Source organism: Paraburkholderia graminis C4D1M, assembly GCF_000172415.1.
Classification (GTDB): Bacteria; Pseudomonadota; Gammaproteobacteria; order Burkholderiales; family Burkholderiaceae; genus Paraburkholderia; species Paraburkholderia graminis.
This window is the reverse complement of sequence record NZ_ABLD01000013.1, coordinates 121,955-137,324: the sequence shown is the minus strand read 5'-3', so window position 1 is coordinate 137,324 and position 15,370 is coordinate 121,955. Positions and strand designations below refer to the sequence as shown.

At 62.9% G+C, this 15,370-nt stretch carries 16 protein-coding genes and 3 pseudogenes; 11 read left to right on the top strand and 8 right to left on the bottom strand.

Features of this window, described 5'->3' with window-relative positions; translation table 11 throughout:
- Positions 1-12: 12 nt before the first annotated feature.
- The 4 genes and pseudogenes from BGRAMDRAFT_RS34605 to BGRAMDRAFT_RS20630 all read left to right on the top strand — a co-directional run bounded on the left by BGRAMDRAFT_RS34605 (position 13) and on the right by BGRAMDRAFT_RS20630 (position 3,021).
- Positions 13-366 carry a hypothetical protein gene (locus tag BGRAMDRAFT_RS34605; RefSeq protein WP_083803837.1) on the top strand — a complete coding sequence of 118 codons (354 nt, stop codon included), beginning with the start codon at positions 13-15 and terminating at the stop codon, positions 364-366.
- 50 nt (positions 367-416) lie between these two features.
- The gene (locus BGRAMDRAFT_RS20640) at positions 417-890 is read left to right on the top strand and encodes a universal stress protein (RefSeq protein ID WP_006050757.1); all 474 of its coding nucleotides are present in this window, start codon (positions 417-419) and stop codon (positions 888-890) included.
- 42 nt (positions 891-932) lie between these two features.
- Positions 933-1,974: pseudogene (locus tag BGRAMDRAFT_RS20635) on the top strand (zinc-dependent alcohol dehydrogenase family protein).
- A gap of 51 nt (positions 1,975-2,025) precedes the next feature.
- Entirely contained in the window at positions 2,026-3,021 is a 996-nt protein-coding gene (locus BGRAMDRAFT_RS20630; RefSeq protein ID WP_006050755.1) for a bifunctional enoyl-CoA hydratase/phosphate acetyltransferase, read from the top strand.
- A gap of 53 nt (positions 3,022-3,074) precedes the next feature.
- On the opposite strand, the gene BGRAMDRAFT_RS20625 is transcribed toward BGRAMDRAFT_RS20630, so the two are convergent.
- The 4 genes and pseudogenes from BGRAMDRAFT_RS20625 to BGRAMDRAFT_RS20610 form a co-directional block, all read right to left on the bottom strand.
- Positions 3,075-3,752, bottom strand: a complete 678-nt coding sequence (locus BGRAMDRAFT_RS20625; RefSeq protein ID WP_006050754.1) for a nitroreductase family protein — start codon at positions 3,750-3,752, stop codon at positions 3,075-3,077.
- Positions 3,753-3,782: 30 nt separating this feature from the next.
- A complete protein-coding gene (locus BGRAMDRAFT_RS20620; RefSeq protein WP_006050753.1) occupies positions 3,783-4,817 on the bottom strand; it encodes an Acg family FMN-binding oxidoreductase in 1,035 nt (344 codons plus the stop codon).
- Positions 4,818-4,854: 37 nt separating this feature from the next.
- Positions 4,855-6,302 (bottom strand): annotated as a pseudogene (locus BGRAMDRAFT_RS20615) (MBL fold metallo-hydrolase RNA specificity domain-containing protein).
- Positions 6,303-6,352: 50 nt separating this feature from the next.
- Positions 6,353-6,592 carry a hypothetical protein gene (locus BGRAMDRAFT_RS20610; RefSeq protein ID WP_006050751.1) on the bottom strand — a complete coding sequence of 80 codons (240 nt, stop codon included), beginning with the start codon at positions 6,590-6,592 and terminating at the stop codon, positions 6,353-6,355.
- 301 nt (positions 6,593-6,893) lie between these two features.
- Here BGRAMDRAFT_RS20610 and BGRAMDRAFT_RS20605 point away from each other — a divergent pair, with 301 nt between their 5' ends.
- Positions 6,894-7,346: a hypothetical protein gene (locus tag BGRAMDRAFT_RS20605; RefSeq protein ID WP_006050750.1), complete on the top strand. Its 453-nt coding sequence runs from the start codon at positions 6,894-6,896 to the stop codon at positions 7,344-7,346.
- A gap of 21 nt (positions 7,347-7,367) precedes the next feature.
- On the opposite strand, the gene BGRAMDRAFT_RS20600 is transcribed toward BGRAMDRAFT_RS20605, so the two are convergent.
- Positions 7,368-8,465, bottom strand: coding sequence for a PAS domain-containing sensor histidine kinase (locus tag BGRAMDRAFT_RS20600; protein WP_006050749.1), 1,098 nt, complete (start codon positions 8,463-8,465; stop codon positions 7,368-7,370).
- Positions 8,466-8,764: 299 nt separating this feature from the next.
- Between BGRAMDRAFT_RS20600 and phbB the strand changes: the two genes are divergently transcribed.
- The 4 genes and pseudogenes from phbB (at position 8,765) to BGRAMDRAFT_RS20580 (ending at position 11,259) form a co-directional block, all read left to right on the top strand.
- Positions 8,765-9,511: an acetoacetyl-CoA reductase gene (gene phbB / locus BGRAMDRAFT_RS20595; RefSeq protein ID WP_006050748.1), complete on the top strand. Its 747-nt coding sequence runs from the start codon at positions 8,765-8,767 to the stop codon at positions 9,509-9,511.
- 283 nt (positions 9,512-9,794) lie between these two features.
- Positions 9,795-10,173, top strand: a pseudogene (locus tag BGRAMDRAFT_RS20590) (Hsp20/alpha crystallin family protein); the annotation flags it as partial.
- A 96-nt stretch (positions 10,174-10,269) separates the two neighbouring features.
- Entirely contained in the window at positions 10,270-10,920 is a 651-nt protein-coding gene (locus BGRAMDRAFT_RS20585) for a BON domain-containing protein (protein WP_006050746.1), read from the top strand.
- A 90-nt stretch (positions 10,921-11,010) separates the two neighbouring features.
- Entirely contained in the window at positions 11,011-11,259 is a 249-nt protein-coding gene (locus tag BGRAMDRAFT_RS20580; RefSeq protein ID WP_006050745.1) for a hypothetical protein, read from the top strand.
- A 71-nt stretch (positions 11,260-11,330) separates the two neighbouring features.
- On the opposite strand, the gene adhP is transcribed toward BGRAMDRAFT_RS20580, so the two are convergent.
- Entirely contained in the window at positions 11,331-12,356 is a 1,026-nt protein-coding gene (gene adhP, locus BGRAMDRAFT_RS20575) for an alcohol dehydrogenase AdhP (protein WP_006050744.1), read from the bottom strand.
- Between the two features lie 324 nt (positions 12,357-12,680).
- Between adhP and BGRAMDRAFT_RS36130 the strand changes: the two genes are divergently transcribed.
- Positions 12,681-12,842: a CBS domain-containing protein gene (locus BGRAMDRAFT_RS36130; RefSeq protein WP_409372905.1), complete on the top strand. Its 162-nt coding sequence runs from the start codon at positions 12,681-12,683 to the stop codon at positions 12,840-12,842.
- A complete protein-coding gene (locus BGRAMDRAFT_RS20570) occupies positions 12,776-13,261 on the top strand; it encodes a CBS domain-containing protein (protein WP_006050743.1) in 486 nt (161 codons plus the stop codon). The genes BGRAMDRAFT_RS36130 and BGRAMDRAFT_RS20570 overlap by 67 nt, the downstream gene beginning before the upstream one ends.
- A 156-nt stretch (positions 13,262-13,417) precedes the next feature.
- Here BGRAMDRAFT_RS20570 and arcC read toward each other — a convergent pair whose 3' ends face one another.
- Positions 13,418-14,326, bottom strand: coding sequence for a carbamate kinase (gene arcC, locus BGRAMDRAFT_RS20565; RefSeq protein WP_006050742.1), 909 nt, complete (start codon positions 14,324-14,326; stop codon positions 13,418-13,420).
- Between the two features lie 9 nt (positions 14,327-14,335).
- The gene (gene argF, locus BGRAMDRAFT_RS20560; RefSeq protein WP_006050741.1) at positions 14,336-15,334 is read right to left on the bottom strand and encodes an ornithine carbamoyltransferase; all 999 of its coding nucleotides are present in this window, start codon (positions 15,332-15,334) and stop codon (positions 14,336-14,338) included.
- Positions 15,335-15,370: the final 36 nt, after the last annotated feature.

Here is a 15,370-nt window from a genome sequence, read left to right as displayed (position 1 = left end):
CGCGGAGGCGGTATGGGAATCGATATGCAGATCGTCTACCTCGGATTTGCGGGGTCCGCGCAGATCGAGTCTGAGGCGGCCGCGCAACTGGTGCGCCTGGGGCGGTTTGGCGGATGCATCTCCGGATGCCATCTGGCACTGGAAGCCATACGCGAGCGTGCCCCGCACGACGTAGCGGGCGCGCGCGGCGACATGCCTGAGAACCTTCGAGACGAACGCCTGTTCGACGCGCGCCTCGACCTCGTGCTGCGTACCGGAGAACTCGTTCCGATCGAACATCGGCAAAGCATCGATCCGGATGAAGCGGTGCGAGCGGCCTTCGATGCGGCAGAGCGGTTTCTCGAGCGCCATGTCGCCCGCGCCTGATTTGCAACGTCACTTTTAACATCACGATCAAGCTTTTTCAGGAGACAGATATGTACGCGAATATTGTGGTTGCGCTCGACGGCAGCGATGCAGCGAAGCGCGCGCTGAGCGAAGCGATTCAGTTGGCGAAGCTCTCGCGCGGCAAGCTGACCGCCGTCTACGTGCTGGATCAGTCGGCGGCGTTCACCTATGCAGGTGCCTGCGATCCGCATCTTCTGACCGACGCTGCGCGGCAGGTCGGAACCACGCTGCTGCATGGCGCGCTGGCCCAGATGCGCGAGCTGAACGTCGTGGGCGACACGGAGATCGTGGAGACCCAGGGCATCGCCGAAGACATCGCCGGCGCGTTGCTGCGCTGCGCACAGCGGCGCAGCGCGGACCTTGTCGTGATGGGCACGCACGGACGGCGCGGAGTGCGGCGCATGGTGATCGGCAGCGTTGCCGAGCGGTTCGTCCGCTGTGCGACGTGCCCGGTTCTGCTGGTTCGCGAGCCCGCCGACGCGAAGCCCGAGGCGCCGCTTTGACGCAATCTGGCCGCTAATCTCCTCGACTATTGGAGTCATCTCGTGAAAGCACTGGTTTATCACGGCGCCGGGCAAAAAATCGCTCGACGCGCGGCCGATGCCGCAACTCGCGGCTCCCACCGACGCCATCGTGAAGGTGACGCGCACGACCATCTGCGGCACTGACCTGCACATCCTGAAAGGCGATGTTCCCTCCTGCGAGCCCGGGCGGATTCTTGGCCATGAAGGAGTGGGAATCGTGTACCAGGTTGGCGCTGCGGTCAGCACGCTGAAGGAGGGTGACCATGTGCTGATCTCGTGCATTTCGTCGTGTGGCAAGTGCGACTACTGCCGGCGCGGAATGTACTCGCATTGCACGACTGGCGGATGTATTCTCGGCAACCGGATCGACGGCACACAAGCGGAGTACGTGCGCATTCCTCACGCGGAAACAAGCCTGTACCGCATTCCACCAGGCGCGGATAAGGACGCGCTAGTCATGCTTTCCGATATCCTGCCGACCGGCTTTGAATGCGGTGTTCTCAACGGCAAGGTTGAACCGGGAAGCACTGTGGCGATTGTCGGCGCAGGGCCCATCGGGCTCGCGTCGCTGCTTACCGCGCAGTTCTATTCGCCGGCGCAGGTGGTGATGATCGACCGCGACCCCTACCGTCTGGAGATGGCGTCGCGCTTCGGGGCCACGGCGTGCATCGACAGCGGCGTCGACGATCCGGTGGCAAAGGTCATGAAGCTCACCGCCGGAACGGGCGCCGATTGCGTGATTGAGGCCGTGGGTGTGCCCGAGACTTTCGAGCTATGCCAGGCGCTGGTGGCGCCTGGCGGCATCATCGCCAACGTGGGCGTGCATGGCGTGAAGGCGGACCTGCATCTTGAATCGCTGTGGGACCGCAACATCTCCATCACGACGCGTCTCGTCGATACGGTCAGTACACCGATGCTGTTAAAGACGGTGCGCGCCGGCCGGCTCGACCCCGAGAGCCTGATCACACATCGCTTCAGGCTCGACGATGTACTGAAAGCCTACGAGACTTTCGGCGATGCGGCCCGATCGCATGCATTGAAGGTCATCATCGAAACGGCTTGAGGACTCGTGCAAACGAGGCAGGGTGTCCAACATGCAAAAGGCTTTTCCAGGATGAACGCATATCCGGCAGCCGCCATTCCGGTGGCGGGTTCGTTTCCCGGGCTCATGCAGGGTCTGCACGGCGAACCGTCGCCGCTGCTGCGGCTGGCGCTCGAGCGCGCTCCTGTGCGCATGGCGGTGGTGCATCCGTGCGACAGTCCGAGCCTTGCCGCGCTGAGCGCGGCCTGGAGGGCCGGCCTGATAGAGCCGGTGATCGTGGGGCCGCGTGAGCGTATCGAGGCGTTGGCGACGACGGCACGCATCGATCTCGCCCGCATTGAAATCGACGATGTACCGCACAGTCATGCGGCCGCGGCGCGTGCCGTGGAACTCGCGGCTCGTGGCCACGTGCAGGCGCTGATGAAAGGCAGCCTGCATACCGACGAGCTGATGTCCGCCGTCGTCCGGCCGGAATCCGGCTTGCGCACAGGCAAGCGGATATCGCATTGTTTCCTGATGCATCTGCCGTCGTATGAGCATCCGTTCATGATCACGGACGCTGCGGTCAACGTGGCTCCCGACCTGGAACAGAAGCGCGGCATCGTTCAGAACGCCATCGACCTTGCGCACGCGCTCGGCCTTGCGCTTCCACGAGTCGCGATCCTCGGCGCCGTTGAAACCGTCAATCCCCAGATGCGCTCCACGCTCGATGCGGCAGCCCTGTCGAAAATGGCCGACCGCGGACAGTTGAGCGGCGCGCTCGTCGACGGGCCGCTCGGCTTCGACAACGCCATTTCAGTCAGAGCGGCACGGTTAAAGGGAATCGCGTCGCCCCTGGCCGGGCGCGCCGATATTCTGGTGGTCCCCGATTTCGAGGTCGGCAACATGCTCGTCAAACAACTGGAATTCCTGAGCGGAGCAGCCAGTGCCGGCATCGTCCTCGGCGCGAAGGTGCCCATCGTGTTGACGAGCCGCGCCGACAGCGTATCGGCGCGCATTGCCTCGTGCGCGCTGGCGGTGCTGCTTGCTCAGCAGGATGGCAGCGCAAACTGTGCGCGTTCCGCCTGAGCGAGGGCAAGCATTGTGTGAAACGTTTCTGGCGCGCGGGACAGCGTCGAGGCCTAGCCCGCGTTTTGCAGATCGGTTGTATCGAAGTGGCCCACGCTTTGCGCAAGGACGGGTACGCTGTCGCGCGACAGGCGCATTTCGGCACCCAGGGTGCTGCGGTTCAGCCAGCTTCTCGCCGCCACCGCCAATCCAGCAGCGGCACAAAACAGATAGACGTTCTGCACGATGGCGCCTGCGCTTGCATAGGCAAACGGCTCGCGTTGGGACGGCGCGATGTCCTGCATGCGGGCAAGGTCGGCGACATACACCAGCTCGACGGGCGCCTCGCCGACGAAATCCTGATAGCCGGTCAACGCACGCAGATCGGCTGCGATCACGAGGTCGAGGCAATGCTGCAGCGGATCGTAGCGATACATGCCGCGCGCGAGCGCCACATAGACGTGGATTTCGTGGAGTGCGAGAACGGAAGGCGCGGTGCGTCTGTCGTTTCCTTCAGGATCTTTTCGGTTCACGCCGTTGGCGGCCCACAGCATCTGCCCGAGCGTTGCGTCGTCGAGCCCGGTTTCGGCGAAGCGTCGCGTCGTGCGCCGTTTCGAGAAGGCGTCCATGATGGGCATGCCGCCGCTCAGCGCGGGCTGTGGCAGCGCGATGCGCGGTGCCGCCTCGCCATGCACGGGGCGTGCCTCCGTCGCGTTGGGTGTTGTGGTGCCGAGTCTGAAATAATGCTTCATGGCAAGCCTCGTCGGACAGGCGTTTAACCTTCAGGACACGACGTCGGCGAGCGGCCGGCGCGGTGAATGGACCGCAGGGCGTTTAGCGCGGCCGACGCGCAACACGAGCTGCGGTACAGCGTCCATTCCCAGCAGGGCGCGCAACTGCTCGCGCAGGGCGCTCACCTCGACCGGCTGATTCAGATAGGACGCCGTGATGCCGGCATTGGCTGCGACCAGCAACAGTCGCTCGAGCGCCTGGCCGGCTGAGAGCCACGCAGGCATGTCGTCCGTCGACGTCGCGAGGCAGACGAGAAGCGGCGACCCTTCAGCGAGTGCATGATGTGCCGCGGCAAGGCCGCCACCCAGGTCGAACGTGCGGACGACCGACGCAAGCAGCGGCGTTGCGAGATCGAGGAGGGCGGTCATGCCTGCCGACAGCGCGGGCATGCCGTCTTCCCGGCGTCGCGGGTGAATCCACGTGGCCAGCTCGCGACGGAAACGTGGGTCGTCGAACTGGATGCGGTCGGCTGCGGCGACGAGTTCGGCAACTTTCTCCCGCCCCGGCGCGCTCGAGATGCAGACGGCATCCGCACCCTCGGCGTCGGCGGCGTCGACGACCTGTTGAAGGACGCCGGAGGGGAGCGGCTCGTCCCTGAAGAGTTCGCGAGCGGTCACGCGCTGACGGATCGCCGGGAACAGCGGGGCGAGCGCGGCGTCGCAATAACCTTCGGGGACGACCTGCACGTGTGCCAGCACGTCCGGATCGAGGCGCGAAGGAAACAGCGTGATGGCGTATGCGAGCCCGAAGTGACTGAGCGCGACGCGCAGGTTGAAAAGCGCTGCGCCGCAACTGATGATCAACTCCCGATCGAACGGATCGACCACCGGCAACGCCCGTAACCGGTCGGCGCAGAGCGTCACGCTGTCGCCATCGACGATGAAATGCCACGGCTGCGTGTTGTGACTGGACGGCGCCAGCACTGCGTAGCGTAGCGCGAATCGCAGCTTTTCGTGGGTGCCCGCGGTGCTGTCCAGTTCACGTTCGTCGACCGACCAGGCGGCCGTCTGCGGCAATGCGCTCATGTCGTGGTCTCCTTTACGAACTCATGTTCTCACTGTGTCAGGGGACGCTGTAGGCGGGTTGATCTGGATCAGCCGGCATGCAGTGGCCGACGCCGGCGCGCGAGTTTACGGCCAGCTCGTCGGCGGTTCCGGGCAATTCGACCGTTTTGAGGTAGATCGGCACTTCGCAGCGCCAGTGATAAGTCTCTTCGATGTGACGTCGCATCGCGTCGGCGGCCGCCGGCTCGCCGTGGGTGACGAAGGTGCGCTGCGGCGGCTCGGGTATCGAACGCAGCCAGGAAAGCAACTCGGCATAATCGGCGTGGGCCGATAACGACGAGAGGTTCGCCACCGATGCGCGTACCCGCACATACTCGCCGTGAATCTTTATCTCATGCGCGCCGGCAGCGAGCGTCGCGCCGCGCGTGCCGGCCGCCTGATAGCCGACCAGCGCAATCGTGTTGCGGTAATCGGGAGCGAACGCCTTGAGGTGATGTACCACCCGTCCACCAGTCGCCATACCGCTGCCCGCAATGACTACCATCGGGCCATGCCGCCCCAGAATCGCCTTTGATTCGTCGACGGTTCGCACCATCTGCGCAGCGTGGCTTATTGCGTGAGCCTCGGTCGAGCTCACGCGGTGTTCGCCCACGTGACGCCCGTAAAGCTGGGTGACGCTCGTCGCCATGGGGCTATCGAGAAACACCGGCACGTTTGCCATTCTGCCGGCCGCTTTCAGTTGCGCAATGTAGTGAAGAATCGATTGCGCCCGTCCAACTGCGAAACAGGGAATCACGACAATGCCGCCGCGCCGGAACGTGCTCGTAAAGACTTCCGCAAGCTCGGCGGCAGGATCGGTTTTCTCGTGAAGCCGGTCGCCGTAGGTTGACTCGACCACCAGATAGTCCGCGTGCGCAAGCGGCATGGGCGCGCGCATGATCGGGTCCTCCGGCCGGCCGATGTCGCCCGAAAACGCAATGACCTTGCCCTCGACGCAGAGCACGACGCTGGCCGCGTCGAGGATGTGGCCAGCGGGCAACAACCGGAAGCATGCGTGCTCATTCAGTCGTTTCGGGACGTCGAAGTCACGCGGTTCGAGCAGTTCGAGCGCGTGTTCGGCGTCTTCAACGGTGTAAAGGGGCAGCGCGGGACGATGTTTCGACCGACCGTGCCGGTTCGCGTAGGCAGCTTCTTCTTCCTGCAGTCGTGCGCTGTCGCGCAACATGATCTCGCAAAGATCGCGAGTGCCGCGAGTGCAGTAGACCGGTCCGCGATAGCCCATGCGAGTCAGTACCGGCAGGTAGCCGCAGTGATCCAGATGAGCATGGGTGAGGATCACCGCGTCGAGAGTGCCGATGTCGACAGGCAACGGGTTCCAGTTGCGCAGGCGCAGATTTTTAGTGCCTTGAAACAGACCGCAGTCAATCAGATCCGCAGCCCCGCGCCTTCCAGCAGGTACCTGGAACCAGTGACGGTTTCTGCCGCACCGAGAAAGGTCAGTTTCATTTTTCATGCCTCGCAGTCGAGCGAAAGCCGCGCGTAGCCAACAATCGTATTCAGCCCACCGGCGCTCCCGCGCATGTATCGCTCAGTGCTTGCGCAAAACGTCGAAACGCCTGCAACGAGCCGGCAACGCTTTGATATTTCTGTCGGCCAATCTGACCGTCGAGCGTGACGAGCATGCCGGCGTTGCGGGCAAGCGTGAGAATCCGGCCGATGTCCTCGCCGCTGTCTGCGGCGTCGTGCAACGGATTGTCGGTCGGCGTGTTGCCGGCATGCGGGGCGGTGTTTGACATGGTGGTCTCCTGGTGAAGATTGCTGTTGTGGTGAGTTCAGTAAAGGCGATGGGACGGGCCAGATAAATCAGATCTCGCTGACACCGCAGTCAGTTTTCGAGCGCTGGTGTCAGCGGTTCCCTACACCGGTGCGAGTAACGGATGTCAGGGAATGTTCCGGGTCGCGGGTACGGCGCTCCGACGACAGACGATGATCCAGGTCAAATCCGCAGGGGCGTCCTCGCCATACTTTTAAGGTGAGCGAGTGGCTCGCGCGGTACGTCGTACCGGAGACCGGAAACCGGTGAGGGGCGGGGTAGATATGAAGAAGGTATGGATGCCGGTTACTGCGCCGCTGATCATCATGTTGGTGGGCTGCAGTATGCAAGGGTCCTCTGCGGCATACCGCGACATCGAAATCGCACTCGGAAACGCGCGCGAGTCGGCGCGCGTCGATTGCCCGACCCAGGCCGACTGCGAGCGCTTGTGGCGGCGCACCGAAAAATATGTCACGCAACGCTCTGCGACGCCGATCCGCCGTTCCGATGACTCGAAGATCGAAACGGCGGAGCCGCACATGTTCGGCGCCGTCTATGTGTGGGCGACGCGAACGACCGGCGGCAGCGGCGTCTCGACCATCCAGATCAGAGGCATGTGCCGCGGCATGTATCGCGCGGACGGCGCACCGGGCTTGCTGTATAGAACCTGCGCTGAACAGATTCGCGCTGTCGAAACCGGCTTTCGCGCGTTCATCGGCGCTTCGTCACGACCTTGACGTGAACTTGCACAGCGTCAGTCAATCGGGCGACGTCGCCGCCAGCCGAATCCCACCGAGCGGTATGTGCGCGACGATCCTGAAGCCCATGCCAGGCGCGCTGTCGATCGTGAGCGTGCCACGCAGTTGACGCACGCGCTCGCGCATCCCCAGCAGACCAAGGGAGCCGGGTGCGCAAGCTTCTTCCACGAGGGTTCCGCGGCCATTGTCCTCGATGCCTAGCCTCCAGCCATGCGCGTCGTTCGACATGTCGATGGTCACTTCGCTTGCCTGCGCATGTCGCGCCACGTTGGTTAGCGCTTCCTGCACGATGCGATAGATGGTGGCCGACGCAAACGGCGTCACGGCCGAATCGTCGACGGCGAGGCGCAGGGCGACTTTCACATGAAAGCGCTGGGTGAAATCGTCGGTCAGCCATTCGAGAGCGGCGCCAAGGCCGAGGTCATCGAGCATCGGTGGCCGGAGATCGGCTGCGATACGTCTGAGCGAGGCCAACATGTTGTCGATCTGCCGTTGCGGTGCATTCGTTGCGCCGGGCACTATCTGTTGCTCCAGCGCGGCGACGCCCATTTTGAGCGCGGTAAGCTGCTGGCCGAGGTCGTCGTGCAGTTCACGCGCAATGCGCCTTTGCTCGTCCTCGCGTGCAGCCTGCATTTGCGTGGAAAGCTCGTTTGCGTGCTCCAGTTCGGCGAGGCGCATACGTTCGGTCATGTCGCGTGTGATTTTCGCGAAACCGACCAGCGCGCCAGAAGAATCGTATACGGCCGTGATTGTGACGTCCGCCCAGAATCGGGAGCCGTCGCGGCGCACCCGCCACCCGCGGTCTTCAGCACGGCCCGGGGCGGTAGCGAGCGCGAGTTCACGTCCCGGTTTGTCGGCGGCAACGTCTTCGGGGGTATAGAAGATCGAGAAGTGCCGTCCGATTATCTCTTCGGGTGTATAGCCTTTGATCTTTTGTACGCCGCTATTCCAGCTCGCCACGCGCCCTGCGTCGTCGAGCATGAAAATCGCATAGTCCGGGACGGCGTCGATCAACAACTGATAGCGGTCCTCGACCGGTACGTCCGAATCATTGGCCGCATTGAAGCCGAACTTTCCACTGTTCCAGTCAAGAATCACTGGTCCTTCCTCCAATAAACGCGGCGAATGGCGAACGTCACCGAACCGTAGGTGATGTGCTGCAAAAGGCGGAACAGTCAGGTTACGCCGCTTGCTCCGTTTGCTCCCGTCTACAGCCAGCCCCTATCCCGCGCGTCAGCGGCGTCTTGATTGATGCATATCAACCGGCTGCCGGCGACCGCGCCTACATTGGAACCAGCGTTGCCGCGCACGCGTTCGCTACAGTTTGTCGCCGAATCCGCGCCCGGCGCTTCATTACGTCAGGAGGTTGACCATGGCATCACAACGAGGGAAACATCATGCCGGCTAAGCGTGTTGCTTTTGTTACTGGCGGTATGGGCGGGCTGGGCGCCGCCATCAGCCGGCGTCTCGAGGATGCAGGCATGGTCGTCGCCATGTCGCATTCGCAACGAAACGACCACGTCGCCACCTGGCTTACGCGCGAACGCGAGGCGGGCCGTCGCTTCGTGGCTTACGAGGCCGACGTGTCCAGCTTCGACTCGTGCGCGCGCTGCGCCGAGCGGGTGCTCGCAGATTTCGGCACGGTGGACGTTCTCGTGAATAACGCAGGTATCACCCGCGATTCGAGCTTTGCGAAGATGACGAAGGAAGATTGGGACAAGGTGCTGCGCACCGATCTCGACTCCATGTTCAACATGACCAAGCCGCTGCTCGGCGGAATGGTCAAGCAGAAGTTCGGGCGAATCGTAAACGTCAGTTCGGTCAACGGCGCGCGGGGCGCGTTCGGCCAAACCAATTACGCGGCAGCGAAGGCGGGCATTCACGGCTTCACGATGTCGCTCGCACTGGAGACAGCGCGCCACGGCGTTACCGTCAACACGGTGTCGCCCGGCTACCTCGCCACCGCAATGACCGCGGCCGTGCCCGTCGATGTGATGGAAGCCAGAATTTTGCCGCAGATCCCCATAGGCCGTCTTGGGCAACCGGACGAAGTCGCGGCGCTGGTGGCATTTATCTGTTCGGACGACGCGGGGTTCGTCACGGGTGCCGATTTCGCGATCAACGGCGGCATGCATATGCGATGAATCATTCGTCAGGTTGCCAGCACTTTCGGGGATACGGCGGCCGCTTCCGACGCACGCGCCGCGATGAACTTGCCTTGCGGCTCGCTTGACACAAGTCAATCAGTGTCCCATGGCAGAGCCTAAAGTCCTTTATGCAGCGTGCCCAATACTGCAGCCGGAGCTAAGCGAATGCGGTGTACCGGACACATTGCAACGCGCCGTCGCTGCCCGCACCTTGGGTGTACGCGATACGCGCAGTCCGGCCTTTTGTCGTTATGTCATTCACCAGGCCAGGGGCACGACGATGAGCAACTTGACACGATTTGATCCATTTCCGCTCGAACCCATGTCGGAACTTTTTCAGGGGCTGTTCCGTCCCCTGCGAGCCGCTTGCCGATATGAAGGTCGACGTAACCGGGAGCGACAGCGGATACACCGTGAAGGCGGAATTGCCGGGAGTCGACAAGAAAGATATCGGCGTGAAGATCGATGGCAACCTCGTTTCTATCAGCGCAAAGGTCGAACGGGTGATTCGCCGCGAGCGATACGCGGGCGCAGTCAGCCGTGCTTTTTCGCTTGCAAGCGAAGTCGACGAAGGGTCCGCTGCGGCGGAATACAAGGATGGTGTGCTCTCGCTCACGCTGCCGAAGAGGGCGCCGTCCGAGCGCAACCGTGTGCAGGTCAATCGAAGTAAATCAACCGGCCCCGATGTCGCAGTGCTCGCGGCAGCATTGCGCGCGCGGCGACAAGCGCGGCGTTAGATCAACAAGGAGCTTGCAATGAAGTCGGACTTCGAATTGAAACGCCAGGTCGAGGAGGAATTGGCCTGGGATCCGGCAGTCGAGATCACGGACATCGGCGTCGAAGTACACGAGCGCGTCGTGACGCTGTCGGGTCATCCAGCCAGTTATGCGGCAAAACTCGCGGCCGAAAAAGCCGCGCAGCGTGTAGCCGGCGTAAAAGCCGTGGTCGTCGAGATGAATATTCGCTTGCCGCACTCGGACGTGCGGACGGACGAGGACATTGCCAACGCGGTTCGCTCGATGATGCGCTGGACGGTCGGCCTGAGCGAAGAGGCGGTCAAGGTACAGGTCGAGAAAGGCTGGGTGACGCTACGCGGCGAGGTAGACCGGGCGTTTCAGAGTCATGTCGCCACTCGCACCATTTCGCACATGCGCGGCGTGATGGGCGTTTCAAACCTCATCCGCATCGGCGGCAAGGCCGCCGCGCAGGATATCGGCGAGCAGATCGGCAAGGCGTTGCAGCGTCACGCCGAGCGCGAGGCGAAGCACATCGAAGTCAGGGTGCACGAGGGGACGGTGACGCTGACGGGCAGGGTCGGTTCGGCAGGCGAGCGCTCCGCCGTGCGCGGTGCTGCGTGGGCAGCGCCGGGCGTGCATGCAGTCGTCGACAACCTGACGGTGGCATAGGCATCATCCGTCTGCTTAAGCACAGGGCCGGTGCGGCTCAACGCGCTGGCCCGCCTGACTCACAAAATTCCGGGCAACGAGGAGCGATTCATGACGATTTCGGGCAAGGTGGGCGACGGCGACTGGTCAGTTGCCGCAACCACACATCGCACGCCGGGCGGATACGACTGCTCGATTCAGCTTAGTCACCACACGCCGCAAGGCCTGTTCAAACACGAGTTCATGCACAGCAGCATCTTTCCGACGGAGCGCGAAGCGATACTCGCGGGCCTGAGCGAGGGAATGGACTGGGTCCGGCTCAAGATCTCGAATACGCTTTCCGTCCCCGCTGGCGGTTGACTGGCCGGGCCGCAGTGAGGTTCACCGCGGCCGCCCGTCAGGTTCAGTTTCGCACTCGGCCAGGGCGCCGTTCAGTCAAACTTCAGCACGATTCGCCCATCTACCTGGCCGCTCCTCAGCGCTGTAAAAACATGATTGATGTTCTCCAGCCGGTCGAGGTGAATCCGCGCGCGGACGCGACCTTGCGCGGCGAAGTCGAGCGATTCCTGCAAGTCCCTACGGGTGCCGACAATCGAGCCACGCACGGTGATGCCGTTGAGTACCGTGGAAAAGATCGGCAGGGGAAAATCGCCCGGTGGCAATCCGTTCAGCGCCACAGTGCCGCCACGGCGCACCATGCCGAGCGCCTGTGCAAAAGCGCTGCGTGAGACGGCGGTCACGAGCACGCCGTGCGTCCCGCCAATTTCCTTCTGGATTGCCGCGGCAGGGTCGCATTCGAGCGCGTTGAACGCGAGCTCCGCGCCGAGCTCCCGCGCGAGAGCCAGCTTGTCGTCTGTGATGTCGACGGCCGCCACGCGCAGACCCATCGCCATCGCGTATTGAACCGCAACATGGCCGAGTCCTCCGATTCCGGAGATGGTGATCCATTGGCCGGGCCGCGTGTCGGTCATGCGAATGCCTTTGTACACCGTGACTCCGGCACAGAGGATCGGTGCGATGTCTTCAAACGCGACGGACGCGGGCAGATGCCCGACATAGTTCGGATCGGCCAGTACATACTCGGCGTAAGCGCCGTTGACGGAGTAGCCCGTGTTCTGTTGCTCGTGGCACAGCGTTTCCCATCCGCCGAGGCAATGCTCGCAGTGTCCGCACGCGGTGTAGAGCCATGGCACGCCGACGCGATCGCCTTCTTTCACATGCGTGACACCATCGCCGACGGCGGCGACATACCCGACGCCTTCGTGGCCAGGAATGAACGGCAATGCCGGTTTGACCGGCCAGTCGCCGTCGGCGGCGTGAAGGTCCGTATGGCAGACACCCGAAGCCTTTACATTGACGAGAATCTGTCCGCATCCAGGCTTCGGTATGGCGATTTCTTCGATGCGCAGCGGTGCGCCGAATTCATGTACGACAGCGGCTTTCATCAATTGGGCCATGAACTTTCTCCTCACGATGGTGATGTGGCCACCAGTATCGGCTTCATGCACTCGACGAAATTGACCTGAGTCATTCAACCATGAAGAGGCGCCGCTGCACGCGAGCCTCTCCCGGATGATCAACGTCAAACGGAGGGGCGCCGTGCAGGCCTAATCTGAAATGGCACGAGAGTTCTTCGCGTCCGCCGACTCAGATACGCGTCGGCTCGGCCCTCAATTCAACGACTCAATTTTCAGGAGGCTCACCATGCGCGCATCCGATGTCATGACCACCAGCGTCATTTCGCTAGATTATTTTCCGACAACGGCATCAGCGGCGCGCCGGTGCTGGATACGGACGGCCGCATCGCCGGCCTGATCAGCGAAGGCGACCTGCTTGGCCGCAGCGAGATCGGAACGGACGAGCGCAAGCGCGCGTCGTGGCTCGTTTCTGGTCCGCGAGTCACGAGGCGCGCGATTACGTCAAGACCCATGCGGCGAAGGTGAGCGACGTGATGACAGCCGATGTGGAGACCGTGCGGCCCGACACGCCGCTCGGCGAAGTTGCCGGCATTCTCGAGGTGCGGCACATCAAACGCGTGCCCGTAACAGAAGGCGGACGGGTGATCGGCATTGTTAGTCGTGCCAATCTCGTGCAGGCGCTCGCGAGCTTGCCGGATGAACCCGTGTCGGACGCCACGCTCTCGGACGCCGAAATCCGCACCGTCCTGATGGGCGAGCTGTCGGGGCGCAAATGGAGCTTTGCCGGTCGCAACATGGTGGTGACAGACGGCGTCGTGCATCTATCGGGCGTCTTCCAGTCGGCGGAAGCGGTGGATGCCGTTCGCGTGGCGGCGCAAAACGTGCCCGGTGTCAAACGTGTGGAAGATCATACCGAGCCGTATCAGATGATGCCCGGCGTCTAGCCGGCGGCATGCGGGCTCGGAGGCATCGTGGAGAAGGGGGTTGTGCCCCTGGCCGGGCATGCGGGGCCGCCGCTGCCCGCGCCATAGCCGCCGACGTCGCGCGAAAGAAAGGCGGCCGTGCAGGTTCCCGGCTGGTCCGCCCCCCCCGGACGGAACTCACCGCGTGACCTGAGTGCCCGCTGTTCCGGCTGCCATGGCCTCGATGTGTTCGAGCGAGCCGATCACCGCGCGTTTTCCCATCCGGGTGACAAAATCGCACGCGGCATCGACCTTGGGGCCCATCGAACCCGCGGGAAATTCGAAAGTCCGTAGCTCGGCGACCGTGATGTTGCGCAGCGCGCGCTCGCGCGGTGTATGCCAATCTGCGTAGACGGTCTCCACGTCTGTTGCGATCAACAGCACATCGGCATCCAGCTGGGCGGCCAGTAACGCGCTGCACAGGTCCTTGTCGATTACCGCTTCGACTCCGCTTCTGGTCCGTCCGTCTTCGGCAAGGGTTACCGGGATGCCGCCGCCGCCGGCTGCAATGACGATGACATCGTGTTCGAGAAGCCACTGCACCGGCTTCAATGCTTCGATATGTTTGGGTTTAGGCGAAGCCACCACGCGTCTGAAGCCGTCGCCGTCCGCGGCGATGCGCCAGCCGTTGCGCTGTGCCAGCACTTGCGCTTGCGCCTGCGTATAGACGGGCCCGATCGGCTTGGTCGGATGAGCAAACGCGGCGTCGTGAGCATCCACTTCGACGCGCGTCAGCAGCGTGGCGACCTGCCGTGAAGCAGGTAATGCATTCGCCAGTTCCTGCTCGAGCAGATAGCCGATCATGCCTTCCGACTCGGCATCGAGCACGTCGAGCGGCGCTACGTCCTGCGCACCGCCTGCGGCTGCCTGCATCGCAAGCAGTCCGACCTGGGGACCGTTGCCGTGGGCGACGACCAGCTGGTTGTGATCCGCGAGCTTTGCGATCTGCGTTGCTGCACGGCGAATATTGGCGATTTGATGCGCCATGGTCATAGGTTCGCCGCGGCGAAGCAGCGCGTTGCCGCCCAGCGCTATCAGAATGCGCATATGTGTCCCTTATGCGAGGGTTGCTACGAGCACGGCCTTGATGGTGTGCATGCGGTTTTCGGCTTGCGAAAATACAATCGATGCGTTCGACTCGAACACTTCGTCGCTGACCTCCAGTTCGGACAGGCCAAAGCGCTCGTGAATCGTGCGTCCTGTTTCCGTCTCCAGGTTGTGATACGCCGGCAGGCAATGCATGAAGCGTGTGCGCGCCTTGCCCGTTGCCTTCATCAGCCTGGCGTTGACCTGGTAGGGCAGCAGCAGATCGATGCGCGGACCCCACGCTTCGACCGGCTCGCCCATCGACACCCAAACGTCGGTATAGATGAAATCGACGCCGCTCACCGCCTCATACGGGTCGTCCGTGATCGTCACGTTGGCGCCGGTCCGCTCGGCCAGGTGCCGCATCTGCTGCACCAGTTCGTCGTGTGGCCATAGGTCGCGTGGCGCTGCGATGCGCACGTCCATGCCCATCTGCACGCCGCCGATCAGCAGAGAATTGCCCATGTTGAAGCGCGCATCGCCGAGGTAGCAGAACGACAGCTCGTGAAGCGGCTTTTCTCCGAACTCCTGCATGGTAAGCAGATCGGCGAGCACCTGAGTCGGGTGGAATTCGTCGGTGAGCCCGTTCCACACCGGTACATGAGAATAGGTCGCGAGATCTTCCACCACGCCTTGATGAAAGCCGCGGTATTCGATGCCGTCGTAAAGGCGCCCAAGCACGCGTGCGGTGTCCTTGAGCGATTCCTTGCGGCCGAGCTGCGAACTGGACGAATCGATGTAGGTGACGTGCCCGCCCTGGTCGTGAACCGCAACCTCGAATGCGCAACGCGTGCGCGTCGAGGTCTTTTCGAAAATCAATGCCACGTTCTTGCCGTTCAGCCGTGGCACCTCGTTGCCCGCGTATTTCGCGCGCTTGAGTTCCGCGGAGAGGTCGAGCAGGAAACGGATGTCGCGTGGGGTGAAGTCCTGCATGTTCAGCAGGCTGCGATTGCGTAGATTGAATGCCATGCGCGAGTTCTCCAGAAAGTTTCGCGAAATGCGGCG